The organism is Ruegeria arenilitoris (assembly GCF_013031355.1).
Taxonomy (GTDB): domain Bacteria; phylum Pseudomonadota; class Alphaproteobacteria; order Rhodobacterales; family Rhodobacteraceae; genus Ruegeria; species Ruegeria arenilitoris_C.
Genome location: NZ_WPZO01000004.1, coordinates 313,293 through 338,326 on the forward strand (window position 1 = coordinate 313,293; position 25,034 = coordinate 338,326).

The following is a 25,034-nucleotide window of genomic DNA, read 5'->3' on the forward strand; positions in this document are numbered from 1 at the left end:
ACATAAATGGAACATTAACTCTTTATTTCAAGAGTAGGCCCCTTTGACTCGGCAAGAACCCGCCAGCCTTCGCTTTTATTGACTGGCAAATCAATAAAAGCTAAATCCGTGCCCAACGCATTCAATTCCCTACCCCCAAAGGGACATCCGAACAGAAAAGGACGCGGCATGAAGTTTCAGCCCAAGGCCAGCCATTTCATCAATGGCGAATATGTCGAAGACACCAATGGCGCCCCGATCGACGTCATCTACCCGGCCACCGGCGAGGTCATCGCGCGGCTGCATTCGGCAACGCCTGAGATCGTGAATCAGGCTCTAAACAGTGCAAAATCGGCTCAGGCCAAGTGGGAGGCCATGTCGGGAACCGAGCGCGGTCGCGTTCTGCGCCGCGCCGCTGACATCATGCGCGAACGCAACTATGACCTGTCGGTCTTGGAAACCCACGACACTGGCAAACCCCTGCAGGAAACGCTGGTGGCCGATGCGACCAGTGGCGCGGACGCGCTGGAGTATTTCGGTGGTTTGGCGGCCTCGCTGACCGGTGAGCATATCCCGCTGGGTGGTGGCGATTTCGTTTACACAATCCGCGAGGCGCTGGGCGTCTGTGTTGGCATCGGTGCGTGGAACTATCCCACCCAGATCGCTTGCTGGAAGGGCGCGCCCGCGCTGGCTTGTGGCAACACGATGGTGTTCAAGCCGTCGGAAACCACGCCCCTGTCCGCGCTGCAAGTGGCCGAAATCCTGATCGAGGCCGGGGCGCCCAAAGGCGTCTACAACGTCGTACAAGGTTATGGCGATGTGGGCGCGTCGCTGGTGACCGACCCGCGCGTGGCCAAGGTTTCTCTGACCGGATCAGTGCCGACCGGCCGCAAAGTCTATGCCGCCGCTGCGGATGGCATGAAGCACGTAACGATGGAGCTGGGCGGCAAGTCTCCGATGATCGTGTTTGATGATGCCGATGTCGAAAACGCCGTGTCGGGCGCGATCCTGGGCAACTTCTATTCCTCGGGTCAGGTGTGTTCCAACGGCACCCGCGTCTTCGTGCAAAAAGGTATCAAGGAACAGTTCCTTGCCCGCCTGTCCGAACGTCTCGCCACTGCAAAGATCGGTGATCCGCTGGATGAAGAGGTCAACTTTGGCCCGATGGTTAGCGAAAACCAGATGAACATCGCGCTGGGCTATATCGAAAAGGGCAGGGCAGAAGGCGCCCGTCTGGTCTATGGTGGCGAGCGGATCGACGGCGACGGTTTCTACATGCAGCCCACCGTCTTTGCCGATGTGACCGACGACATGACCATCGCGCGCGAGGAAATCTTTGGCCCCGTCATGTCTGTGCTGGATTTCGACACCGAAGAAGAGGTCATGGCCCGCGCCAATGACACCGAATTCGGTCTGGCCGCAGGTGTCTTTACCAACGACCTGACCCGCGCCCACCGTATAGTGGCCGGGTTCGAGGCGGGCACCTGCTATATCAACACCTACAACCTCGCCCCGGTTGAGGCGCCGTTCGGTGGGTCCAAGATGTCGGGTGTTGGTCGTGAAAACTCGAAGCTGGCGATTAACCACTTCAGCGAGATGAAGACGGTTTACGTTTCGATGAACGATGTCGAGGCGCCCTACTGATCGAAACCGGCTATCCAAACTCTGTTCCCGACATTTCACGTCGGGAACAGAGCATAAGCCGCCCCCGACCTGTGGCTGACTTTCCTGCAAGCGCATAGTTCGCAAGCAGGAGGTCCGCCCATGAAAACCCACGCTCAGGCCGTTGTGATCGGAGGCGGCCTTGTCGGCTGTTCGATCCTTTACCATCTGGCCAAGCTTGGCTGGACCGATGTCGTCTTGCTGGAACGGGATGAGCTGACCTCGGGCTCAACCTGGCACGCGGCGGCCAATATCCACGGGCTGCACGACAACAACAACATCACCCGTATCCAGCATTATACGATGAACCTGTATAAAGAGCTGGAAAAGGAAACCGGGCAGGGGTGTGGCGTGTTCCAGCCCGGCTCGCTGTACCTGGCACAGACCGAAGATCGCGAGCACCAGCTGCGCCTGCAAGAGGCCAAGGCGAAGTTCTACGGTTTGAACTTCTATGAGATCAGCCGGGAACAGGCCAAGGAATTGCACCCACTGGCGCAATTCGACGACATCCGCTGTATCATGTACGAACCCGACGGCGGCAACGTGGACCCGTCCGGCGTGACCATGGCCTATGCCGCCGGTGCGCGTGCTTTGGGAGCCAAGATTGAGCGGTTTTGCCCTGTAATAGGGACTGATCAGCAACCCGATGGCTCGTGGATCGTGCGCACCGAAAAGGGTGACATTCACACGCAATGGGTAGTGAACGCAGGCGGCCTCTGGGGGCGTGAGGTGGCCGCATTGGCGGGGATCGAGCTGCCGCTACAACCGACCGAGCATCAGTATTTTGTTACCGAGACCATTGATGAGGTCGCCAATCTGGGACGCCGCCTGCCGTCAATCGCCGACCGCGATGGCGAGTACTACTTCCGGCAGGAGGGCAACGGCCTGCTGATCGGCGCCTATGAGAAGGACATGCGGTTCTGGGCCGAAAACGGCACGCCGCTGGACTTCGCCCATGACCTGTTCCCCGACGATCTGGACCGGATCATGGAAAACGTCATCCGCGCCACCGAACGCGTGCCCGTGGCCGCGACTGCAGGCGTCAAGCGGGTGATCAACGGGCCGATGATCTGGTCTCCGGATTCGAACGCAATCTGGGGGCCGGTGCCGGAACTGAAGAACTACTTCTGTTGCACCGGCATCATCCCCGGTTTCTCGCAATCGGGCGGTCTTGGCCTGTTGTCGGCGCAATGGATGATTGAGGGCGAGCCGCAATACGACATGTTCGCCTGGGATCTGGCGCGGTTTGGCGACTGGGCCGACAAGGCCTTCACCAAGGCGCGGGTCGAGGACGTCTATACCCACCGCTTCGCCATCCACTTCCCGAACGAAGAACGCAGTGCCGGCCGTCCGGCCCGCGTGCGCCCGGCCTATCAGATGCAAAAGGACATGGGCTGCGTCTTTGGCCTGAACTGCGGCTGGGAGCATCCACTGTGGTTCGCCAATCAACCTGGCGCGGTGGAAACCAACGGCTTCACCCGTCAGAACTGGTGGGAGCCGGTGGGGCGCGAGGTGCAGATGCTGCGCGATCATGTGGGCGTCATCGATATCTCGAACTTCGCCAATTACGTGATCAAGGGGCCAGGGGCCTACGAGTGGCTCGACCGTCTTGTCGCCAACCGGGTGCCGACCGAGGTTGGGCGGTCCTGCCTGACCCCGCTCATCTCGGTCCGCGGGGGGGTGGCCGGTGATTTCACCATCACCAAGTTCGCTGAGGACGAGTATATGATGATCGGCTCGGGCATGGCCGAGCGCTATCACCAGCGCTTCTTCAACATGGTCGATCTGCCTGATGGCACCACCTTCGAAGTCGCCACCAACCGCATCGCGGGCTTCAACGTGGCGGGGCCGAAATCGCGTGATCTGTTGCGGCGACTGTCCAACGCGGACCTGGGCAACGAGGGTTTCCGCTTCATGCGCTCCCGCATGATCGAGGTCGCCGGGGTTACCTGCCTTGCCATCCGTGTCAGCTTTACCGGTGATCTTGGATGGGAATTGCATTGCGCAGAAGAGGACCAAATCAGACTCTATTCAGCGCTTTTGGACGCTGCAAAGGATCTGAACGGCGGTCCGGTCGGTGGCCGCGCGCTGGGGTCGCTGCGCATCGAAAAGGGTTATGGGTCCTGGGGCCGCGAGTATTCTCAGGAATATTGGCCGCAAGAGGTCGGGCTGGCGAGCCTGATCAAGCTGGACAAGGAGTTCCTGCACAAAGAGGCCTATCTGACCATCAAGGACAATCCGGCGCGTGAGGTTCTGTCGATCTTTGAGGTCGACGCTGATGTTGCCGATGCCTCAGGCGGTGAGCCGATTTTTACCCCCGACGGCACACCCGTGGGGCGCGTGACCTCGGGCGCCTATGGGTACTCGGTCGGCAAGTCTCTGGCCATCGGATATGCCGACCCCAAGGTGGCTGGCCCGGGCGACAGGGTCGAAGTCTTTATCCTCGGCAAGGCGCACAGGGCCAGGATCCTTGCTGAACCGCCATTTGATCCAAAAGGAAACAGGTTGCGCGATGTCCAATCGGTGGTGGAGGGCGCCTCATGACCGACACCTTCACACACGTTGCCGATTTCACCCTGAACCGCCCGGCCGAACAGATGCCCGACAGCGCCAAAGAGGCGGCGGCGCTGATGATGCTGGACACGATGGGCATCCTGATCGCCTCGGGCCCGATGGAGGCCGGGGTCATTGCGCGCGATACGGCGGCGCTGCTCTATGCAAGTTCAGATCCGGCCTACAGCACGCGGATGGTGTTTGACGGCCGCCCGGTCAGCATGGCAGGTGCGGCCTATGCCGCCGCAACTCAGACCGACAATCTGGACGGCCACGATGGATATAACCCGACCAAAGGGCATATCGGGGTAGTGGTACTGCCTGCGCTGATCGCCTTAGCGGAACATCGCCCTGATCTGACCGGACCCGAAGCGCTGGCCGCGGTGATCACCGGTTATGAAATCGCCGGACGGGCCGGGCTGTCGTTGCACGCGTCGGTCAGCGATTACCATACCTCGGGCGCGTGGAACGCGTTGGGCGTGGTGGCGATGGCGGCGCGGCTGCGGGGATTTACACCCGAACAGATGCGGCAGGCGATGGGAATTGCCGAATACCACGGCCCCCGCAGCCAGATGATGCGCGAGATTGCCAATCCGACGATGTTGCATGACGGCTCGGGCTGGGGTGCGCTGGTTGGTATCTCTTCCGCAATTCTGGCCGAGCGTGGCTTTACCGGGGCGCCTGCCATCACGATCGAAGCAGAGGCCGCCGCCTCCCATTGGGCTGATCTGGGGCAATTCTGGCAGGTTGAGCATCAATATGTGAAACCCTACCCAATTTGCCGTTGGGCCCACGCAGCGATTGATGGTGTCCGGGCGGTGATGCGGGACAACACGCTGTCCCATGACCAGATTCAATCTATTCAGATCAACAGTTTCCATCAGGCGGCCTGTCTGTATTCGGGGATGCCGGGTACGACGTCTCAGGCCCAGTATTCTCTGCCCTTTGCCGTGGCCGTGCAGGCCATTTACGGCCGAATCGGGGTCGAGCACATTTCCGGCCCCGGGCTGTCTGATCCGGCTGTCGCGGAATTGACGGCGCGCATCCAGGTGGCGGAGGCTGATCGCCACAACGACCGATTCCCCGAAGGCCGCTGGGCTGATGTCAGCATCACAACCACCGATGGGCAAGTTTTGAAGTCCGGAGACATCCACGCCCGCGGCGGCCCCGAGGTTCCATTCAGTCGGGATGAGGTGATTGACAAATACATGGAATTCGCGGCCCCGGTCATCGGGGCGACGCGTGCCGAAGCGATCTGCAACGTCATATTGGGCTGGGTCGCGCCGAACTCCCGATACTCCGACCTGTCATCACTTGTTTTTGGTCCATAGGGGGTGCGCACCGGCCATAGAGCGGGATGGCTGTTTCCCGCTCTGAAAACCCCTTGTTAGAGCCTATTTAATCTGTCTTCAATGTCGCGAAGAGATCAGCAATCCTCTGCCGGGTTTCCACACTGTCCTGCAACAGGACTTCCGCGTCGGCCAATGGTTTTTCGGGCACGCGTGCGGGTGAGGCCGCCAGACCCAGGGTTGTTTTCGCAACACGGCTGAACTTCGTCCCGCTGTCGGGTTCTGCCTTCTCGGACAGGTCGGCCAGCCAGAACAACCGGTTCGCTTCCTCCACTTGGCCCGAGGCGCGCATCTGATCGCCCGCCGCTGCGAAATCACCTGCGGCCTGCAGGGCTGTGGCCCGCAGTGAAGCGGCCTCCTCCGACGGATCATCGGCCAGTTCCAACATCGCCTGATGCGGGCGCTGGGCCAGCAGTGCCGCCCTGGCCCGCAACCGGGCTCTTTCTCCACGTTTGAGCCTGTCCTGAGGGCGTTTCGCTAAAGCCTGCGCCTGTCTTGCAAACCCCAGCCCGGCCAGCCGGTCAGCAACTGCAATTGCCGCATCAATTGTCAGCCCTTGTGTCTGGGTGTGCGACAGGCTCAGGACGCGGCGCAGAAAGGTGGCATCATCGGCCCGTTCGGTCAGAACGAATACCACGCGGTTGAGTGTCTCGGTGGTTCCGTCACCCCCTGACAGCTCTGCCACCACGTCCAGCGCCGCATCGAATTCCTGGCCAAGGCTCAGGGCAACCGCGTAGGTTTGGCGCATCATCGGGCCGATTTCTGACCGACGCAGTTCGACCGTGTAGGATTCCGCCAGATCCAGCTCTTGCGGTGAGACCGCGCCGCGCTCCTGCCAGCGTTTGTCAACCAGCCGAGCCAGTGCCATCGGGGCTTCAAGTGTGGCGTCTGGTGCCTCAAGCACTTCGGTCAGCAAGGTTTCGGTCCGGAGGGCATCATGTTCGGCCGTTGCGACCTTTGCCTTGGCCTGCGTAGTGTCTGCGCTGCTCTGAGTCTCGACACGGTCCACCGAGCGCAGAACGCGCCGGGCGGCCTCCAGTTCCTGCCCGTCTACCAGAATGTCCGATAGCATCGGCCCGACATGGCGGCGAAGATGATCCGGCAGGTGCGCAAAACTCTGTTCGATTGCCACCAGATTTGCGTCCTCGTGCAAGCTGCCTTCGGTCAGGGCGGCCCACATGGCGGCATCGCTTTCACAACGCTGTAGTCCGGCAAAAGGATTCGATCCATTCAGCGGCCCATTATCCAGAACGCGGGCAATAGCGGCGATACGTTCGGTTTCCAATGACCGCTCGCCCAGTAAACCCAGTGTTCTGATGGCTTCGGCCCCAAACCCGGAATAAGCGTAAAGCTTGGCCAGTTGCAGCGCGCGGGTTTTGTCGAGTGCGTCGAATTCCTGAAACAGACCCGCCCTCAGCTGCGCGGCTTGTTCGGCAAACGGGCGTTCATCGGACCAGTCATCAAACGCCAACTCGGCGCTGGACACGCAGGGGGGGCGTCGTTCCAGCTGCGGCACATCCGGACCCAAAAGGCCGTTCAGGTCGTCCAAGATCGAGGTCACCTGAACATTCAGTTCTACGTCAGGCGGCATGAGCAGGCTCTGATTGCCGATGGAGGCTCGTGGACCTACGGGCGTAACCTTCAGATCGACGATGCCCCGATCAGCGCCTTGCAAAAGACGGGTTGCAAGCTGGTCTTCGAATCCGCCTGCGTTCAGGTTCAACAAGGGCAGTTCCAATGCAGCGATACTCTGATCCGGCCCGGGTGCCTTGTCGTCTTTGGGGGTCTTGGGCAGGACCGGGGCTGGAATGTCGCTTGTGAGCGGCGGCAGGTAGGTGCCGGGCGCAATGTCCACCACGATCATCGTGTTTTTGAACAGAAAGGCCGAGGCGACACAGTCGCAGCCAAACTCCAGTTCAAGAGGGCCACCGGGTGCGACCTGCGAAAGGGCCGCCAGGCGGTTCTGGGTCAGGCGCTGAAACACCGCCCCTGTCTGAAACGCCACATCCTCCAACGCGACATTCAGGCGCGCGCCGTTCTTCGTCTGTTTCAAAACCCACCCGGTGTTTGGCGGCACCTGAACAACCAGTCTGGTGTAGCCGTCATGCTCGCCCGAGCGTACGGTCACATCCCGCGCGGTGGCACTGGTGGCCGCCGCAATCAGGGCCGAAACAATCAGCGCAAACCGGGTCATGCCGCCGCCTGCTTGAGTTCTTTCAGCGCCTCTTCAAGCTCGGTGAAATCCGGGCGGTTATGGGTCGGCGTGTTCTGACGCCCGACCTCGATACACATGGCGGCGTTGTGGTTGTGCAGGTTGGCGACCAGAACCTCTTTGATCAGTTGGTAGAAATGGTTGTCCTCTTCCACCACCGCCTTCAGCTTGCCGGCAAAGGGGCCGACTAGGCCATAGGCCAGAAAAACGCCCAGAAAGGTCCCCACCAGCGCACCGCCGATCAGTTTGCCCAGAACCTCGGGCGGTTGATCGATCGAGCCCATCGTCTTGATCACCCCCAGAACCGCGGCCACGATGCCCAAGGCGGGCAGGCCATCCGCAACCGTCTGCAGGGCATGGCTGGAATGCATGGCGTGATGGAAATTCGCCTCCATCCGCTTTTCCAGCACCTCTTCCACCTGATGCGGATCGTCGTAGTTCATCGATGCGGAGCGCATCGTGTCGCAGATCAGGTCGACCGCTTCCTTGTCGGCCTGAATCTTCGGGTAGGCCGAGAACAGAGCAGAGTTTTCCGGGTTTTCGATATGTTGTTCGACCTCGACCGGATTGGCCTTGGCGACGCGGATCAGCGAAAACAGCAGGCACAGCAGGTCGCGGTAGTCCTCGGGCTTCCATTTCGGGCCTTTGAACACTTTGCCCATGTCTTTGAGGGTGTGTTTGACGGCGCTCATGTCGTTGCTGATCATAAAGGCCCCAACAGCCGCGCCGCCGATCATCATCATCTCAAACGGCAGCGACTTCATTATGATGGCCATCTTGCCGCCCGCAGCCAGATAGCCGCCGAACACCATGGCGAAAATGACGACAATTCCGATTAATCCGATCATGGGTGGTCTCCAGCAAAGTCCTGTGCGGGTTGAATTTATTCCTGCGGCGCCGCGGCGTTGCGGCCAGCCATGATGACGCTGATCGTATAGGCGGCTTCGGGGCTCAGCCCGGCCAGAACGCCCGCGGCCGCATCCGGCGGCATCCGCGACAGGAAGCCGGCGGCAAAGCTCGGATCCATCGTTTCAAACAGGGCGGCCGCGTCTTTGGGTTTCATGCTTTGGTAAACGTCCGTCAGGCGTGTCAGGTCGGTCTCGGCGGCCTTTTCGGCGATGGCCAGCGTCTCGCGCAGGGTTTCTTCGGCCTCTTGCAGCGCAACCAGGCGGGTCTCGATCGCCTGGTCGGCAATGGCCAGCGCCTTTTCCTTGTCCAGAGCGGCCGCCTCACGCTGTTTCAGCGCCTCTTCTCGGCGCAGCAACTCGGTCAGCAAAACCTGAGCCCCGGGCAATTCGACCCGTGTCTGCTTGGTTTCGGGCATTGATGGTTCGGCGCCTTTTGCCAGCGCAGGACCGGCTTCCAACCCAATGCGAATCGTGGCGGATCCGATCATCAGCAACGAGATGACCGCCAGCACGCCGCTCCTTGGGCGTTTTTCGGTTGGCTTGCGGGTCATGTCGTGGCCTCATCCCGAGACCGGGTGTGTCGGAAGAACATCAGACCGTCGGGTCGCTTGGCCGGAGTTGCGGCAGGTGTTTCGCTGTCCGGCTCTGGGGGTTTGTCGGATGTTTCATCGGTGTCTTCTAGTGCTGCGGGTTTGTCGGCCGCTTCAACACTGTCTTCCGGCTCTGCAGGCTTTTCGCTCGACTCAGGCGTGGCTTCCGATTCTGCTGCGGTTGTTTCCTCATCCGCCTCAGGTGTTGCGCTTGTCTCTTTTGCGGGTTTGGCAGGTTCCGACTCGGCCGGTTTCGCGGCCTTTTCTTCTGGCGGAACGACGTCATGCATCGAGGCCATCATCAGCTCAAGGCGCTGGGCGACCGATTCCGCCCGCAGCGTCAGTTCTTTCAGGACCTCACCGGACTGGTCCGACGCATCACGCGCCGCACCGAGAGACTTTTTCAGCTCATCGGCCTGGGTCGACAGGACGGCAACCGCGCCGCCAACGCCCTTTTCCAGATCGGTGAACCGCTTGAGCCGCCGGGACAGCACAAAACAATAAAGACCCGCACCCAGCGCGCCGGCGACCAGCAAAATATCTGCAATCAGCTCCAATTTCGCCTCCTAGTTCAATACAAATTCCATCACGAGGACATCGCGCACGCGCCCCTCGCCGACGACAATTTCAATGCGCCGCAGCAGGTGGCCGCGGATGCGCATCAGGGCCAGCGAATCCTCAAGGTCAGATACTTCGACCGCGCGCAGATAGCCGTTCAGGATGTCCATGATTCGCGGTTTCATCTTCTCGACGTCGGCGGCGTATTCGTTGTTCACCTCAAGCTGAGCGTGAAACTTCAGATGCCGCGAATCGCCTGCGTTTACTGACACGATTACCGGCGGCAGATCGACGAAACCCACCTGCGGCAACGCCTTGACCGACTTGCCTTTATCCATGTCCTTGGCGCCTTCCACAGCGGCTTTGCCGCCGAAAGGCAGCATTCCGGACGTGGTCAGGAAATACCCGCCTGCCGCCCCGGCCACGGCCAGAATCATTCCGACGATCAGTCCCTTTTTCCCAGCCTTTTCCGTGGGTTCTGCCTGTTCTGCAGTCGCGTCAGTCATGACGTCCTCATTTGTGCGTTCTGCAATCGTCATAACCCGGCAGGGACTAACCGATTGTTAAGGGCAATCGTCCAAACAGGGGATGCGCCGGGCAGAATGTCGGCGAGTCGGAGGTGAGCGTGCAGCAGATCGGAACTGTCTGGGCAAGTTTGGACAGGCGTAAACAAATCATCGTTGCCGGTGCGGTCGTGCTGGTGTTTCTTGGGGTCCTTGCGATGTCACGTCTGGTGACGGCACCGTCGATGACCTTGCTCTATGCGGGGCTGGAAAGTGGTGCTGCGGGAGACATCGTCCGCTCGCTGGAACAGCGCGGAGTTCCGTACGAAATTCGCGGCGGCTCGATCTATGTGCCCGGGTCGCAGCGGGATGAGCTGCGTATGACCCTGGCCAGCGAAGGCCTGCCTGCCAACGGCAATCAGGGGTACGAGCTGCTGGATTCGCTCAGCGGCTTTGGCACCACGTCGCAGATGTTCGATGCCGCCTATTGGCGCGCGAAAGAGGGGGAACTGGCCCGAACCATCGTCGGCAGCCCGCATGTCAGCCAGGCGCGGGTGCATATCGCCAACGGGTCAACCAATCCGTTCCAGCGCAGCGTGGCGCCGACGGCCTCGGTCTATCTGGTGCCGTCGGGGGCGCAGGTTACATCCGATCAGGCCAAGGCGATCCGATTTCTCGTGGCTTCGGCCGTCAGTGGCCTGGCGCCCGAGAATGTCACCGTCGTCGATTCGAACGGAGCGGTGATCGGGGCGCAGGAAACGACCGTGGCCGCTGATACGGCAGATGACAAGGCGCAACAGCTGCGTGAACGGGTGATGCGTTTGGTCGAAGCACGCGTCGGCAACGGGAACGCAGTGGTTGAGGTCAGCGTCGATACGGTGACCAAAACCGAATCCATCCGCGAACGCCGTTTTGATCCCAATGGCCGCGTCGCCATCAGTACCGATGTCGAAGAACGCTCGGATAGTGCCCGCAACCAGTCCGCCGATGTTACCGTGGCGTCGAACCTGCCGGATGGGGACGGGGCAGGAGGCGACGAATCGAACTCCAACGCGACGCAGACGCGGGAACGGGTGAACTATGAGGTGTCCGAGACTGAGTTGGAGGTCCACAACGCCCCCGGCGCGATCAAACGCCTGACCGTTGCGGTTCTGGTCAACGGAACGCGCACGGTGGACGCGGCCGGAGTGGAAAGCTTTGAGCCGATGCCCGAGGCCGAGATGGACGCGCTGAAAGAGTTGGTCGCTTCGGCCGTAGGGTTCGACGCGGCGCGCGGGGACGTCATTACCTTGAAATCGCTGGACCTGCCGGTGGTTGAACCGCAGGGCACGATGGCCTCGGCCTCGATCTGGCAAAAGATGCATTTCGACGCGATGTCGCTGATCCAGATGGCGGTTCTGGCGATTGTCTCGCTGGTGCTCGGCCTGTTCGTAATCCGCCCGATCCTGACGAAACCGGCAATGGCGCCCGCGTTGCTGCCTGCCGGGACTGCTCCGGAGCCTGAGGCCTATCTGACCGGCGAAATTGCAACCGACGAGAACGGACAATTCACCTCGCTGCCGGGTCAGGCACCCGCTGGCGACGTTCCGGCACTGGCCGCTCAGCAGGGCGCTGATCCGGTGGATCGGCTGCGCGCGATGATCGGCGACAAGCAGGAAGAGACGGTCGAGATTCTGCGCAGCTGGCTCGAAGAAGGGGAGGAGCGTGTCTGATGTCGATTGCCCATCTTCTTGAGGATTTCACCCTGCAGGCCGGGGGTGGCAAGCTGCACCTTCTGGACGAGGATGCGCTGGAAGAGCAACGTCTGGCCGCCTTTGAGCAAGGCTACAGCGCCGGGTGGGAAGACGCGGTTCAGGCGCAGGAACAAAGCCGGGGGCAGGTTTCGGCTGAACTGGCCAAATCGCTTGAGGATATGTCCTTTACCTATCACGAGGCCGTCACCCGGATGACCCTGTCGCTGGAGCCGATGTTCCAAAGTCTGGTGCAGGTTGTCCTGCCCCAGACGCTGGATCAGGGCTTTGCGGTGCGGCTGGTTGAACAACTGGTTGAGATGGCGCGCGAACAGATCGGCCAGCCGATGCAGATCTTCGTACCCACAGGCCGTACGGATGAGGTTGAGGCCCTGTTGCCGCAGGACCTGTCTGCACCCACCCGTGTGATCGAAGACCCTTCACTGGAGCCCGCTCAGGCCCGGCTTCAGGTCGGCACCTCTCAGCGCGAGGTGGATTGCAGCGGTCTGCTCGCCTCGGTCGCCGGGGCATTCGACGCATATGTATTTGAGGCAAAAGAGGCAGTGAGCCATGAGTGAAACACAGACCCCGAAACCCGAAAAAGCCAACCCGTTCGAAGCCGTCCCGATCGAGGTCACAGTCTCGGTCGGGCGCGCGCGACCCTTGATCCGCGATCTGCTGAACATGGGAGAGAATGCCGTACTGACGCTGGACAAGCGGATCGAGGACCCGGTCGACCTCTATGTAGGTGATCAGCTGGTCGCCCGTGGTCTGCTGGAAGAGATGGAAGGCGATCAGGCGGGTCAGCTTGCTGTGCGCCTGACCGAGATTGCGGATTTGCAGAACGGGATCGGTTGATGCGGGTTCTGCTTTGGCTGGTTGTCGCGCTTGCGACCCTGTCCCCATCCTTGGCTGCGGCACAGGAGTTGTCGCTGTCACTGGGCGAAGGCGGCTCGATCTCGGCGCGGACCATCCAACTGATTCTGTTGATCACGGTGCTCAGCCTCGCGCCGGGGCTGGCGATCATGATTACCTGTTTTCCGTTTCTGATCACCGTTCTGGCTATCCTGCGACAAGGCATTGGGCTGCAGCAATCGCCACCCAACATGCTGATCGTCAGCCTGGCGATGTTCCTGACCTATTTCATCATGGAACCGGTCTTTACCGAGGCCTGGACCACCGGCATCAAACCGATGGTCGAAGAAACGATGGAGGTTGAACCGGCGTTGGAAATCGCCGTCCAACCGTTCCGCGCCTTCATGGCTGCGCGTCTGGACCCCGATACGTTTCATTCCATGGCCGCCCTGCGACCCGGCGGCGATACCATCGCGCTTTCACCCGAGGCGCCGCTTTCGATCCTCATGCCGTCTTTCATGCTGTCCGAGATTGCCCGCGCCTTTCAGATCGGCTTTCTGATCTTTCTGCCGTTTCTGATCATCGATCTGGTGGTGGCGGCGGTGCTGATGTCGATGGGGATGATGATGGTGCCGCCTGCAACCGTATCGCTACCGTTTAAGCTGGCGTTTTTCGTCATAGCCGACGGCTGGTCGCTGATCGCCGGGGCCTTGGTGCGCAGTTACATGACCTAAAGCGGTCATTGCCGGGTGATCTGCAGCCGCGCCCGCAGGCCCTGATCCCCGGCCTCGAAACTGAGGGAACCGCCATGCTGTTCGGCAATCGTGGCCACAATGGTCAGGCCAAGGCCGAACCCGTCCGAGGACCCGATATTCGAGCCGCGGCGGAACGGGGCCATCAGCGCTTCGATATCCGACACGGACAGATCGGCCCCTTTATCCTCGACCGTGATGGTGGCCGTGCGCGCATCGGTTTCCAGTTGAACTTCGGCATGGCGACCGTATTTCAGGGCGTTGTCGATCAGGTTCGTCAGCGCGCGTTTCAATGAGATCGGCCGCGCCATCACCAGCATCCGACGCGTTTCCGGCAATGACCCATGCCCGCGCCGGGACATGAAGACCGACGGCGCGCCCTCGACCGCGACCGGTTCGATTTTCTTCAGCGTCACCGGTAAGCCCATATCCTGATAATCGGCGACCAGTGACTCGACCAGCGCGGTCAGTGAAATCTGACGGGGTTCTTCGACGCTGAGCTCGGACCGCGTGTATGTCAGCACGCTTTCGATCATGCCGGTCATCTGGTCCACGTCGGCCTCAAGCTTTTCGCGTAGCTCGTCATCCGGGATCAACGCCGCCCGCAGGCGGACGCGGGTGGCGGGCGTGCCCAGATCGTGACTGACGCCAGACAGAACGGTAGCGCGCTTTTCCAACTGCGCGCGTTCGGCATCCAGATGGTCATTCACGGCCGAGACGATCTCGCGCAGTTCCGCCGGACCATCGGTATCATAGCTGTTCGGCCCGCCCCGGCGTTTGCGGTCGCGCAGCGCGCCTGCAAACCGGGTGAAGGTATCCGAGACATTGCCGACCGAGGTCAGGATGACCGCCAGCGCCACGACCGCGGCGAGAATGGCGGGCAGGCGCAGGTCGGCGGGGGCGGCCTTGCAACCCCAGACATCGGTGCCGTCCACCTGCCGCCAGTCGTTGCGCCCGAACCGGGCAATCAGGATGGGTTCACTGCAATAAGTGGCCAGCAGGCGGGTCAGGTTGCCCATCTTTTCGGCCCCGGTCTGATCAATGCGCGACAGGATATCGGAAACCGGATAGACCAGCCGGTCGGACATCACCGCCAAAGTCAGTTCGCGCCCGGTCAGAGGGGCAGTGTTGTCGGTCAGGATCGACAGGTTGGTGACAAAGCTGCGGTCGGACAGGCCCGGCAATTGCTCGAACCGCCCTGCATCGGCCAGTTGCGTCGCCTCGGGCGATAAGGCCGTGACCGTGACACCGGGCGGAGGGGTCATCCCGACCCGCAACTCTTCGTAGACGGCGAAGCCCGCAACATAGGCGCGGGTCAGAAAGTCATCCCAGGCGCGGGCCGAAGAAAACCACAACCCTGCGGACAATAGGCCGGTGGCAAAAGCCGCTCCGGTCCAGATCCAGCCTAGGCTGCGCAGGCGCGGGGCGCGCGCTGTCATGCGCCCTCGTCCACGGACACTTCGGCGGCAAAGACATAGCCGACACCGCGCTCGGTCCGTAACATCTGCGGGTCTTTCGGGTTTGCCTCGATCTTCGACCGCAGCCGCCCGACCAGCATGTCGATGGCGCGGCCCTGCGCCTCGGGTTTGTCGGTGCTGCCGGTGACATCCAGCGCGGCGGCAATTTCATCCCGGGTCAGCGGGATATGTGGATTGGCTAGCAGAACCTTCAGCAGCGCGGTTTCCCGTTGCGACAACGAGACCAGATAGCCTTCGGGCGAGTGGACCTCATCCCGTTTGCCATCATAAACCCAGTCATTGAACCGAAAACTGCGCGTGCGGCGGCGATAGGCCAACGACGGGGTACGGCGGGCACGTTGCATCACCGCGCGGACACGGGCCAGCAACAGCTGCGGGTTGAACGGCTTGGCGATATAGTCATCGGCGCCGACCTCATATCCCGCCATGCGCTGATGGTCGGCAGACAAGGCCGAGACCAGAATGATCGGCACATCCTGCTCGGCTCGCAGGCGGGCGCAGATCTCGACGCCGTTCTCATCCCCCAGCATCACGTCCAGCAGGATCAGGTCGATCCGACCTGCCGTCAGGTGCGATCGGATTTCGTTTTCCGAGCTGGCAGGCAGGGCGATAAAACTGTTCTGCTGCAGGAACTGGGTCATCATCGACCGCATCTCGGGGTCGTCATCCACCACCAGTAGTCGCGGAATGCTCACGCGGCTTGTCCTCCCAATTTCTGCTCCTCCGGTACCGTCCATTGTAACGAACGGAAACAGATTCAATGTCAACGTAACACGCTGTAACAAAAGCGGTGAAAATTTGGACCATGGCCGGGCTTGGAAGCGGATTCCGCGTTGCCAGACAGCAATCTGGGCGCAGTATGTCCGGCATCGCTGCGTTTGCAGTCACAAAGTTCTCAGGGAGGAGACACGTAATGAAGCGTTTTGTATTTGCCACTGCATCGACCTTGGCCGTGGTGGCCGGGACGTCGGTTCTGGCCGAGCCGCAGGCTGAAGTTCTGCATTGGTGGACTTCGGGTGGTGAGGCCAAATCGGTGGCCGTTCTTCAGGAAGAGTTCGCCTCGAACGGTGGTACCTGGACCGACATGCCGGTTGCCGGTGGCGGCGGCGACGCGGCGATGACCGCGCTGCGTGCCCGCGTTCTGGCCGGTAACGCGCCGACCGCGGTTCAGCTGAAAGGCCCCGCCATTCAGGAATGGTACGAAGAAGGCGTTCTGGCCGATATCTCGAGCGTGGCCGAGGCCGAAGGCTGGGCCGACGTACTGCCCGCCTCGATCGCGGGTCACATGATGTGCGAGGGAACATGGTGCGCCGCGCCGGTCAACGTGCACCGCGTCGACTGGATCTGGGCCAACGCCGACGTGCTGGCCGCAAACGGCATCGAGATGCCGACCACTTGGGATGAGTTCAACGCCGCCGCGACCAAGTTGATGGATGCCGGTGTTATCCCTCTGGCCCACGGTGGTCAGTCGTGGCAGGACGCCACTGTGTTCGAAGCCGTTGTACTGGGTATCGGCGGCCCCGAGTTCTATCAGAAAGCACTGGTTGATCTGGATCCCGAAGCCCTGACCTCGGACACGATGGTTCAGGTTTTTGACCAGATGCGCATGATGCGCGGTTACGTGGACGAGAACTTCTCGGGTCGTGACTGGAACCTGGCCACCGCGATGGTGATGAATGGCGAGGCCGCTTTCCAGATCATGGGCGACTGGGCCAAGGGTGAATTCCTGGCAGCAGGTAAAAAGCCCGGCGAAGACTTCCTGTGTGCCTCGACCCCCGGCGACGGCTATCTGTACAACGTCGACAGCTTTGCCATGTTCAACGTGGACGGTGACGACAAGAAAGCCGGTCAGGACCTGCTGGCAAAACTGATCGTGGCGCCGAACTTCCAGAAAGTGTTCAACCTGAACAAGGGCTCGATCCCTGCACGCACCGACGTGGCGCTGGATGACTTTGACATCTGCGCCAACCTGTCGGCCGAAGACATGGGGTCGACCTCGGCGGCCGGTTCGCTGTTGCCGTCCTATGCCCACGGTATGGCGCTGCGCGGATCGCAGTCCGGCGCAATCACTGACGTTGTGACCGCTCACTTCAACTCGGAAATGTCCTCGGCTGACGCGGTTCAGCAACTGGCGGACGCAGTGGCCAACAGCTACTGATCCGAACCGGTTCTGCCCCTATACTGACGGGGCAGAACCTCTTTTTCCCGGAGGAAAAAATGTCCGAATGGCTGGAAAACCACCTTCCCAAGGTGGTGCTGGCACCGTCGTTCATTGCCGTATTGATCTTTGTCTACGGCTTTATCGGATGGACGGCCTGGGTGTCACTGACCCGATCGAAACTGTTGCCGAAATACGAGATCAAGGGATTCATCCAGTATGAACGCCTGTTCGACTCGCCCCGCTGGGATACGGCAATCAACAACCTGTATATCTTTGGCGCGCTGTTCATCGTGATTGCGATGGTGCTGGGCCTGTTGCTGGCGATCCTGCTGGATCAGAAAATCCGCGTCGAAGGGGCCATCCGGACCATCTACCTCTACCCGATGGCGCTGTCGATGATCGTGACCGGTACCGCGTGGAAGTGGATCCTGAACCCGGGTCTGGGCATTGAATCCATGGTGCAGGGCTGGGGGTTCACAAACTTTAAGTTCGATTGGCTGGTGAACCCGGATTACGCCATCTACACCATTGTGATGGCTGCCATCTGGCAAAGCTCGGGCTTCGTCATGGCACTGTTCCTGGCCGGTCTGCGGTCGGTGGATGGTGAAATCATCAAGGCCGCACAGGTCGATGGTATCCCCACATGGCGTATCTATACGGCGATCATCATCCCCTCGATGGCCCCGATCTTCCTGTCCGCCTTCATCGTGCTGGCCCACCTTGCGATCAAGAGCTTTGACCTTGTCATCGCCCTGACAGGCGGCGGTCCGGGTTACGCGACCGACCTGCCGGCAACCTATATGTACGCAATGGCCTTTTCGCGCGGCGATATCGGTCAGGCGGCTTCCTCCGCGATGATCATGATGCTGGTCGTCTTTGCCATCGTGGTTCCTTACCTTTACTCAGAGCTGAGGGCTAAAAATGACTGATCTGTCGATGCCCCATACCGAAACCCGCACCCAAAGCGCCACTGGCAAGATTGCCCTGCGTTGGCTGCTGTATGTCCTGCTGGGCCTGTTCGCGCTGTATTACCTAATGCCGCTGTTCGTGATGTTGACCACATCGCTGAAGAGCCTTGAGGAAATCCGCACCGGGTCCCTGATTTCACTACCCCGCGAAGTCAGCTTTGACGCCTGGAAAACCGCATGGTCCGGCGCCTGTACCGGTATCCAGTGTGAAGGTCTGCGGCCTTACTTCTGGAACTCAGTCCTGATCGCGGTGCCCGCGGTGGCGATTTCAACCCTGCTGGGCGCGCTGAACGGCTATGTCGTGGCGCAGTGGCGGTTCAAGGGCGCCAACATCATCTTCTCGCTGATGCTGTTTGGTTGCTTCATCCCGTTCCAGGTGGTTCTGCTGCCGATGGCACGTCTGCTGGGCATGATGGGGATCGCCGGGACCATTCCGGGCCTGATCTTTGTCCACGTGATCTACGGGCTGGGCTTCACCACGCTGTTCTTCCGCAACTACTATGTCACTATTCCGGCCGAACTGACCAAGGCCGCCCGGGTTGATGGCGCAGGCTTCCTGCGGATCTTCTGGTCGATCTTCCTGCCGCTGTCGCTGCCCATCATCGTGGTGACCGTGATCTGGCAGTTCACGCAGATCTGGAACGACTTCCTGTTCGGCGTGTCGTTCAGCCAGGCGGGCACGCAGCCCGTGACCGTGGCGCTCAACAACATCGTAAACTCCACCACCGGCGTCAAAGAATACAACGTCGACATGGCTGCCGCGATCATCGCGGGGCTGCCGACGCTGCTCGTCTATGTCGTTGCCGGTAAGTATTTCATCCGCGGTCTGACCGCAGGCTCAGTGAAGGGATAAGACCCATGGCTCCCATCCTTGATATCAACAAACTCTACAAGAATTACGGTGCGACCGAGATTCTGAAGGACATCAACATCTCGATCGAACCGGGCGATTTTCTGGTGTTGGTCGGCCCCTCGGGTTGCGGTAAATCCACCCTGCTGAACTGTATTGCGGGGCTGGAGGAAATCACCGGCGGCACCCTGTCCATCGGCGGCAACGACATGACCCATGTCAGCCCCAAGGACCGCGACATCGCTATGGTGTTCCAGTCTTACGCCCTTTATCCGACCATGTCGGTGGCCAAGAACATCACCTTTGGCATGAAAGTGCGCGGCGTCGATCAGGCCACTCAGGACGCCAAGCTGAAAGAGGTCGCCCAACTGCTGCAGATCGAGCCGCTGCTGAACCGCCGCCCCAGCCAATTGTCGGGTGGTCAGCGTCAGCGGGTGGCGATGGGCCGGGCGCTGGTGCGCGACCCCAAGCTGTTCCTGTTTGACGAACCGCTGTCCAACCTCGACGCCAAGCTGCGGGTCGAGATGCGGACCGAGATCAAGAAACTGCACCAGACACTGGATGCGTCCATCGTCTACGTGACCCATGACCAGATCGAAGCGATGACGCTGGCGACCAAGATCGTGGTTCTGAAAGGTGGTGTCGTGCAGCAGATCGGCACCCCGGCCGAGATCTACAACAACCCGGCGAACCTGTTCGTGGCCGATTTCATGGGTTCACCCGCAATGAACCTGATCCCGGCGCAGGCGACCAAGAACGGCTCAGGCACCGAGATCGCCATCGCGCGCGAAACGGGTGACACGCTGGTGCTGAAAGATACTCGCGACCTGTCACTGCCCAAGGACGTGATCCTTGGCCTGCGCCCCGAGGATATCGCCGAGGCAGGCTTCCGCGCCGGTGCAGGCGTGCAGGAGGCGGAGTGCCTTGTCGATATGGTCGAACCCGCAGGCGCCGACACTTATGTGGTGTCAGAACTGGGCGGCAAGCAAGTCACCGCGCGTCTACATGCGGAAACCAGTGCGCAGGCGGGCAAGATGCTGAACCTCGCCTTTGACATGAGCAAAGTGTCCTACTTTGCCAAGGAATCCGGCGAACGCCTGAACTGAACACAAAAGCGCCGCGCGAAGCCAATCGCGCGGCGCTTTTTTGAACTGCGAACCGGATCAGCCGACTTTATTGCGGTTCATGTCCTTGATCAGACGGTTCAGATCGCCACCGCGTGCATCCAGCATCGCGCCGATCTCGGTCCGTTCGGTCAGCAGCATATTCACCCCTTCAATGAACATGTTGAAGAACTTGTCGCGGCCCGATTTGTCCGAAACAAGGAAGGTCACTTCGAACGGCGACGAGCCCTGCAGCTTGACCGAGGTGCGCACCTCGTAACCTGCCTTGATCTTGCGGGCGTTGCGCACGGTCACCTGACCTCCGATGAATTCACGGAAACGACGGCCGTACTTGTTCGAGATATAGCCCTGAAACGCCTTGGTGAACTGTTTGATCTGCGATGGGCTGGCCGAGCGGCCATCGGCGCCCAGAACATAGCGCGCCATGATCGGCACATCGGCGTATTGCACAAAGATCTTTTCGAAATCGCGGATCATGGCTTTTTCGGATTTGCCCGAAGCGATCACACGGTTGATATCGTCCACGACACTGACAACCAGGGCCTTGGCGCTGGCTTCGGTCTGGGCAAAGGCGGGAAGGGCGGTCAGCATCACACCGGCCAGGCCGGTGGCGATAAAGCCGCGTCGGTTCAAATGGTTATTCGGCATAGGGGTCCTCGTAGGGGTCTAGGTAGGGGTCCCTGACAGGGTCGGTCCCGGTTTCGGAATAGGGGTCGTCATACAGGCCCAGATAGGCTTCCTCATCATCGCGTGCCAGTTCGAAGCGGCGGTTCTGGATGAAAATTGTTCGTGCCTGCGCATAACTATCGGCACTTTCATACAAAATCGAATCGACAGTGTCCGAGAACCGGCCCCGATCACCCATTCGGCGCACCACCTCAGCATAGACACCGATATTGTCGACCGGTCGGGTGGGGCTGAAATTGATCGGGTTCGAGAACAGGTTGACCACAACGCCAATCGCGTCCCGCTGAGTTGACGGGCCATAGAAGGGCAGTTCGACATAGGCGCCTTCACCCACACCCCAAACGTGCAGGGTTTCCCCGAAATCGGTGTCCACGGGAGGCAGGTCCAACTCGTCTGCCGGTGAAGACAGACCCACTCCGCCCACTGTCATGTTGATGACAAAGCGCAGCAGCGCGTTGCCGGATTGCTTTGGGTTGCCCTGCAGCAGGTAATCGACCGCCTGCCCTGGCAGCGTCAGATTCTCGGCGAAATTGCTGAAACTGGTCACCATGGGGTCGGGCACGATCTTGACGTACCCTTTTGACGCCGGTCGAAACAGAAACCGGTCAACGCCGAGGTTGAATTTGTGAATGCCCCGGTTGTTTCGCTCATAGGGATCGAACACCTCATTTGGCGGGGTTCCTTCCGGAGGCCGCGTGGCGCAGGCGCTCAGGACTGCCATCAGGGACAGAACGATCAGGTGTTTCAGGCGTGGTCTGCTCAACACGGTCTTTGCAACTCCAAACCATTCGGGCCGTTGACCCGAACTATCAATCAATACTGCCTATGGCCACATAGCGCGGCCTAATCCGACGTCACATATACGTTTCACAACCAATATGAAACAGATAGCGTTTAACCCGCCCGATGGGCTGAGGTAAAGCGGCACCGCTTCAACTGTTCGGAATAAGAAGAGTTACGCCCACCTTTCGGGCACGTCCATCCCCGTTTTCTGACTTTCCGAATTTGCCCGTCCCGGTTAGCTTCGCCGCGACTCAAGATTTGGAGGAAACCTCATGAGCATCGCAGCAAAACTGGAAAGCCTCGGCGTTAGCCTGCCGGACGCGCCCGCACCGGCAGCGAATTACGTCCCCTTTGTGCGGGTCGGCAACATCGTCTATGTGTCGGGTCAGATCTCCAAGGATGATGATCTGATCACCGGCAAGCTGGGCGATGACATGGAGGTTGAGGCCGGAGCGGCGGCGGCAAAGGTCTGCGCCATCAACCTGCTGGCGCAGGTCAAGGCGGCCTGTGGCGGCGATATCGACAAGCTGGTGCGGGTGATCAAGCTGACCGGTTTCGTGAACTCGACTGCCGATTTCACCGCCCAGCCTCAGGTCATCAATGGCGCGTCCGATTTCCTGGTCGAGGCGCTGGGTGATGCTGGCCGTCACTCCCGTTCCGCCGTCAGTGCCGCCGCTCTGCCTTTAGGCGTGGCCGTCGAAATCGAAGGCATTTTCGAGGTCCAATGACACCGCCCCTGCCTTCCGTGTTCCTGCAGACCCCGATCGCGCATCGGGCGCTGCATGACAAGTCGGACAACCGCCCGGAAAATAGCCGGGCGGCCATTCAAGCTGCGATCGAGGCCGGTTACGGCATCGAGATCGATTTGCAACTGACCTCGGACAACCAAGCGATGGTGTTTCATGACTATGACATGACGCGCCTGACCGGGCAGTCTGGCCCGATTCAGCAGATCTCGGCGGCGCAGGCGCAGGCCACCCAGCTGCTGCACGCTGAAGATGGCATCCCGACACTGGACGAGGTGCTTGAGATGGTGGGTGGCAAGGTGCCGCTGCTGATCGAGTTCAAGGACCAGGACGGCGCGATGGGCTCCGATGTCGGGCCGCTTGAGGCGGACGCGGTGCGTGCGCTGCAGGGTTATGACGGGCCGGTGGCGCTGATGTCGTTCAACCCCAACTCGGTGGCCGAACTGGCGCGGCTTGCACCGCATCTGCCGCGTGGCATCGTGACCTGTTCATATCAGCCCAAGGAGGAGTTGTTGCCGCAGAAGGTCTGCGATCACCTGCGCAACATTCCCGATTTCGACCGGGTCGGTGCCAGTTTCATCAGCCATGAGGCCGCAGACCTGTCCCGCCCCCGCGTGGCCGAGCTGAAATCGCAGGGCGTGCCGATTCTGTGCTGGACGGTGCGATCGCCTGAACAAGAGGCACTGGCCCGCGCGGTTGCCGACAATGTGACCTTCGAAGGCTATTTGGCCCAACATCCGGGTTGAACCCGTCCCGCTCCGTCACAGATAAAGGTCAGACGCGGAGGGCACATGGATCAGGCGCAAATCGAAGTTCAGGTTCTGGGATCGCTCTCGCAGATTTCCTCTGAGGACTGGGACAGTTGCGCCTGCCCCGAGGTCGCTGATGGCGGGCGGCCACTGGACCCGTTCACCACCCATCGGTTCCTGTCGGCGCTGGAAAACAGCGGCTCGGTCGGGCGGGGCACCGGCTGGCAGCCGCAATATCTGACCGCCTATCTGGATGGGATGCTGATCGGGGCGGCGCCGATGTACGCCAAGTCGCACAGTCAGGGCGAGTACATCTTCGACCATAACTGGGCCCATGCTTATGAAAACGCGGGTGGGCGATATTACCCCAAGCTGCAGATCGCCGTGCCCTTCACCCCCGCCACTGGGCGGCGCTTTCTGGTACGACCGGGATACGAGGCAGTGGGCATGTCCGCGCTGGTACAAGGCGCGGTGCAACTGGCCGCCGACAATCGGGTGTCCTCGCTGCACGCTACCTTCTGCACCGAAGATGAGGCCATCGCCGGCGAACAGATGGGCCTTATGCTTCGTACGTCGCAGCAATTTCACTGGCTCAATGACGCATACGCGGATTTCGACGGCTTTCTGGATGCGCTGTCCTCGCGAAAACGCAAGAATATCCGCAAGGAGCGAGCCCAGGCCTGCGCGTTCGGCGGTGAGATTCGCACACTGACCGGCGACGAGCTGCGTCCGGAGCATTGGGATGCCTTTTGGCGGTTCTATCAGGACACCGGGTCGCGCAAGTGGGGTATGCCGTATCTGACGCGTCAATTCTTTGATATCGCTCAGGAAACCATGGCGGATGACATGGCCTTGGTGCTGGCAGAACGCGACGGTTACCCGATTGCCGGGGCGCTGAATTTCATCGGGCGCGAAACCCTTTTTGGCCGCTATTGGGGCTGCGTCGAACATCACCCCTGCCTGCATTTCGAATTGTGCTACTATAGGGCGATTGATTTTGCCATTGCCCATGGTCTGGCCCGGGTTGAGGCCGGGGCGCAGGGCGAACACAAGCTGGCGCGAGGCTATTTACCTACGCGCACGCATAGCTTGCATTGGGTCGGTGACCCCGGTTTTGCCGATGCGATCCGGAAATATCTGGACGCCGAGGCCGCCGCAGTGGGAGAAGAGATCGAGATCCTGACGGAATACGGCCCGTTCAGGAAATTGAACCCGGAGGAACAGCAATGACCGAACTATTGTCGACCGAGACCCGCGGGCCGCTGCTGGACCCGCTGTTCAAGAATGGCTGGACCATGGTCGAAGGCCGGGATGCGATGACCAAGACGTTCATCTTTGAGGATTTCGTACACGCCTTCGGCTGGATGACACAGGTGGCGATTTTTGCCGAGAAATGGAACCACCACCCCGAGTGGATCAACGTCTATCGCACGGTTGAGGTGACGCTGGCCACCCATGACGTAGGCGGACTGTCGGCGCTGGACGCCAAGCTGGCCCGCAAAATGGACAGCCTCTGTTAACGATTGCCTGAACCGACACCGCCCGCCAGCGATGCGGCGGTGCCCATCTGCGCAAACTCTGCGGGAGTTACGGTGCCATTGCTGACATCTATGCCCGCAGGAATTCGTGTCGTCCGATTGCCGATCTGACGCACGCTGCGCGCGGCTGGGTTAATGTCCAGACAGCGGTTGTTGTAACAGGTCAGCCCGGACGTATTGATCTGAATACGCGCCTGCCCGTCCGACCCAGTCACCACCGGCGCCTGCGCCACGTCGCAGGCCGCCAGCAGGCTCAGAATGCCGACAAGTCCCCATTTTTGCATGGCACGCCCCCCGTG

At 60.7% G+C, this 25,034-nt stretch carries 25 protein-coding genes; 15 read left to right on the forward strand and 10 right to left on the reverse strand.

The genetic code is table 11. From position 1 onward, the window contains the following. Nucleotides 1–168: 168 nt before the first annotated feature. The 3 genes from betB (at nucleotide 169) to GOX63_RS12575 (ending at nucleotide 5,525) form a co-directional block, all read left to right on the forward strand. Nucleotides 169–1,623 (forward strand): betaine-aldehyde dehydrogenase, encoded by a 1,455-nt coding sequence (gene betB / locus GOX63_RS12565; protein ID WP_170326319.1) that lies wholly within the window; start codon nucleotides 169–171, stop codon nucleotides 1,621–1,623. A 120-nt stretch (nucleotides 1,624–1,743) separates the two neighbouring features. Next, nucleotides 1,744–4,185 (forward strand): GcvT family protein, encoded by a 2,442-nt coding sequence (locus GOX63_RS12570; protein WP_170326320.1) that lies wholly within the window; start codon nucleotides 1,744–1,746, stop codon nucleotides 4,183–4,185. After that, nucleotides 4,182–5,525 carry an MmgE/PrpD family protein gene (locus GOX63_RS12575; protein WP_170326321.1) on the forward strand — a complete coding sequence of 448 codons (1,344 nt, stop codon included), beginning with the start codon at nucleotides 4,182–4,184 and terminating at the stop codon, nucleotides 5,523–5,525. The genes GOX63_RS12570 and GOX63_RS12575 overlap by 4 nt, the downstream gene beginning before the upstream one ends. 67 nt (nucleotides 5,526–5,592) lie before the next feature. Here the strand turns inward: GOX63_RS12575 and GOX63_RS12580 are convergent, their stop codons facing one another. From GOX63_RS12580 to GOX63_RS12600, 5 genes are read right to left on the reverse strand one after another with little or no spacing between them, the layout of a single operon-like run. Continuing rightward, nucleotides 5,593–7,737 carry a hypothetical protein gene (locus GOX63_RS12580; RefSeq protein ID WP_170545873.1) on the reverse strand — a complete coding sequence of 715 codons (2,145 nt, stop codon included), beginning with the start codon at nucleotides 7,735–7,737 and terminating at the stop codon, nucleotides 5,593–5,595. Then, complete coding sequence (gene motA / locus GOX63_RS12585; RefSeq protein ID WP_170326323.1) at nucleotides 7,734–8,603, reverse strand: flagellar motor stator protein MotA; 870 nt, start codon at nucleotides 8,601–8,603, stop codon at nucleotides 7,734–7,736. The genes GOX63_RS12580 and motA overlap by 4 nt, the downstream gene beginning before the upstream one ends. A gap of 35 nt (nucleotides 8,604–8,638) precedes the next feature. Further along, on the reverse strand, nucleotides 8,639–9,214 hold the full coding sequence (locus GOX63_RS12590; protein ID WP_170326324.1) for a MotE family protein: 576 nt from the start codon (nucleotides 9,212–9,214) through the stop codon (nucleotides 8,639–8,641). Then, the gene (locus GOX63_RS12595; RefSeq protein ID WP_170326325.1) at nucleotides 9,211–9,810 is read right to left on the reverse strand and encodes a hypothetical protein; all 600 of its coding nucleotides are present in this window, start codon (nucleotides 9,808–9,810) and stop codon (nucleotides 9,211–9,213) included. The genes GOX63_RS12590 and GOX63_RS12595 overlap by 4 nt, the downstream gene beginning before the upstream one ends. 9 nt (nucleotides 9,811–9,819) lie before the next feature. After that, nucleotides 9,820–10,317 carry a flagellar basal body-associated FliL family protein gene (locus tag GOX63_RS12600; protein WP_254435940.1) on the reverse strand — a complete coding sequence of 166 codons (498 nt, stop codon included), beginning with the start codon at nucleotides 10,315–10,317 and terminating at the stop codon, nucleotides 9,820–9,822. A 119-nt stretch (nucleotides 10,318–10,436) separates the two neighbouring features. Between GOX63_RS12600 and fliF the strand changes: the two genes are divergently transcribed. The 4 genes from fliF to fliP are packed head-to-tail and all read left to right on the forward strand — an operon-like array spanning nucleotide 10,437 to nucleotide 13,633. Then, nucleotides 10,437–12,026, forward strand: coding sequence for a flagellar basal-body MS-ring/collar protein FliF (fliF, locus tag GOX63_RS12605; RefSeq protein WP_170326327.1), 1,590 nt, complete (start codon nucleotides 10,437–10,439; stop codon nucleotides 12,024–12,026). Next, the gene (locus GOX63_RS12610) at nucleotides 12,026–12,622 is read left to right on the forward strand and encodes an ABC transporter ATP-binding protein (protein ID WP_170326328.1); all 597 of its coding nucleotides are present in this window, start codon (nucleotides 12,026–12,028) and stop codon (nucleotides 12,620–12,622) included. The genes fliF and GOX63_RS12610 overlap by 1 nt, the downstream gene beginning before the upstream one ends. Further along, entirely contained in the window at nucleotides 12,615–12,902 is a 288-nt protein-coding gene (locus tag GOX63_RS12615) for a FliM/FliN family flagellar motor switch protein (protein WP_170326329.1), read from the forward strand. The genes GOX63_RS12610 and GOX63_RS12615 overlap by 8 nt, the downstream gene beginning before the upstream one ends. Next, on the forward strand, nucleotides 12,902–13,633 hold the full coding sequence (fliP, locus tag GOX63_RS12620) for a flagellar type III secretion system pore protein FliP (protein ID WP_170326330.1): 732 nt from the start codon (nucleotides 12,902–12,904) through the stop codon (nucleotides 13,631–13,633). The genes GOX63_RS12615 and fliP overlap by 1 nt, the downstream gene beginning before the upstream one ends. 5 nt (nucleotides 13,634–13,638) lie before the next feature. Here the strand turns inward: fliP and GOX63_RS12625 are convergent, their stop codons facing one another. Then, on the reverse strand, nucleotides 13,639–15,090 hold the full coding sequence (locus tag GOX63_RS12625; protein ID WP_170326331.1) for a sensor histidine kinase: 1,452 nt from the start codon (nucleotides 15,088–15,090) through the stop codon (nucleotides 13,639–13,641). Continuing rightward, on the reverse strand, nucleotides 15,087–15,824 hold the full coding sequence (locus tag GOX63_RS12630; protein ID WP_170326332.1) for a response regulator transcription factor: 738 nt from the start codon (nucleotides 15,822–15,824) through the stop codon (nucleotides 15,087–15,089). Before GOX63_RS12630 ends, GOX63_RS12625 begins: the two co-directional genes overlap by 4 nt. 218 nt (nucleotides 15,825–16,042) lie before the next feature. Between GOX63_RS12630 and GOX63_RS12635 the strand changes: the two genes are divergently transcribed. From GOX63_RS12635 to GOX63_RS12650, 4 genes are read left to right on the forward strand one after another with little or no spacing between them, the layout of a single operon-like run. Next, on the forward strand, nucleotides 16,043–17,287 hold the full coding sequence (locus GOX63_RS12635) for an ABC transporter substrate-binding protein (protein ID WP_170545876.1): 1,245 nt from the start codon (nucleotides 16,043–16,045) through the stop codon (nucleotides 17,285–17,287). A gap of 59 nt (nucleotides 17,288–17,346) precedes the next feature. Continuing rightward, the gene (locus tag GOX63_RS12640) at nucleotides 17,347–18,219 is read left to right on the forward strand and encodes a carbohydrate ABC transporter permease (RefSeq protein WP_170545878.1); all 873 of its coding nucleotides are present in this window, start codon (nucleotides 17,347–17,349) and stop codon (nucleotides 18,217–18,219) included. Continuing rightward, a complete protein-coding gene (locus GOX63_RS12645) occupies nucleotides 18,212–19,111 on the forward strand; it encodes a carbohydrate ABC transporter permease (RefSeq protein ID WP_170401212.1) in 900 nt (299 codons plus the stop codon). Before GOX63_RS12640 ends, GOX63_RS12645 begins: the two co-directional genes overlap by 8 nt. Before the next feature lie 5 nt (nucleotides 19,112–19,116). Further along, the gene (locus tag GOX63_RS12650) at nucleotides 19,117–20,214 is read left to right on the forward strand and encodes an ABC transporter ATP-binding protein (protein ID WP_170326336.1); all 1,098 of its coding nucleotides are present in this window, start codon (nucleotides 19,117–19,119) and stop codon (nucleotides 20,212–20,214) included. A 57-nt stretch (nucleotides 20,215–20,271) separates the two neighbouring features. Here the strand turns inward: GOX63_RS12650 and GOX63_RS12655 are convergent, their stop codons facing one another. Together GOX63_RS12655 and GOX63_RS12660 are read right to left on the reverse strand one after the other, a co-directional pair. Continuing rightward, nucleotides 20,272–20,880 (reverse strand): MlaC/ttg2D family ABC transporter substrate-binding protein, encoded by a 609-nt coding sequence (locus tag GOX63_RS12655; RefSeq protein ID WP_170326337.1) that lies wholly within the window; start codon nucleotides 20,878–20,880, stop codon nucleotides 20,272–20,274. Further along, entirely contained in the window at nucleotides 20,870–21,640 is a 771-nt protein-coding gene (locus GOX63_RS12660; protein WP_170326431.1) for an MlaA family lipoprotein, read from the reverse strand. Before GOX63_RS12660 ends, GOX63_RS12655 begins: the two co-directional genes overlap by 11 nt. Before the next feature lie 334 nt (nucleotides 21,641–21,974). On the opposite strand from GOX63_RS12660, the gene GOX63_RS12665 reads away from it, so the two are divergent. From GOX63_RS12665 to GOX63_RS12680, 4 genes are read left to right on the forward strand one after another with little or no spacing between them, the layout of a single operon-like run. After that, entirely contained in the window at nucleotides 21,975–22,430 is a 456-nt protein-coding gene (locus GOX63_RS12665; protein WP_170326338.1) for a RidA family protein, read from the forward strand. After that, nucleotides 22,427–23,194 (forward strand): glycerophosphodiester phosphodiesterase family protein, encoded by a 768-nt coding sequence (locus tag GOX63_RS12670; protein ID WP_170326339.1) that lies wholly within the window; start codon nucleotides 22,427–22,429, stop codon nucleotides 23,192–23,194. Before GOX63_RS12665 ends, GOX63_RS12670 begins: the two co-directional genes overlap by 4 nt. 45 nt (nucleotides 23,195–23,239) lie before the next feature. After that, nucleotides 23,240–24,427 carry a GNAT family N-acetyltransferase gene (locus GOX63_RS12675; protein WP_170326340.1) on the forward strand — a complete coding sequence of 396 codons (1,188 nt, stop codon included), beginning with the start codon at nucleotides 23,240–23,242 and terminating at the stop codon, nucleotides 24,425–24,427. After that, complete coding sequence (locus GOX63_RS12680) at nucleotides 24,424–24,717, forward strand: 4a-hydroxytetrahydrobiopterin dehydratase (protein WP_170326341.1); 294 nt, start codon at nucleotides 24,424–24,426, stop codon at nucleotides 24,715–24,717. Before GOX63_RS12675 ends, GOX63_RS12680 begins: the two co-directional genes overlap by 4 nt. Here the strand turns inward: GOX63_RS12680 and GOX63_RS12685 are convergent. Then, a complete protein-coding gene (locus GOX63_RS12685) occupies nucleotides 24,714–25,019 on the reverse strand; it encodes a hypothetical protein (protein WP_170326342.1) in 306 nt (101 codons plus the stop codon). The two genes, GOX63_RS12680 and GOX63_RS12685, sit on opposite strands and share 4 nt — an antisense overlap. Nucleotides 25,020–25,034: the final 15 nt, after the last annotated feature.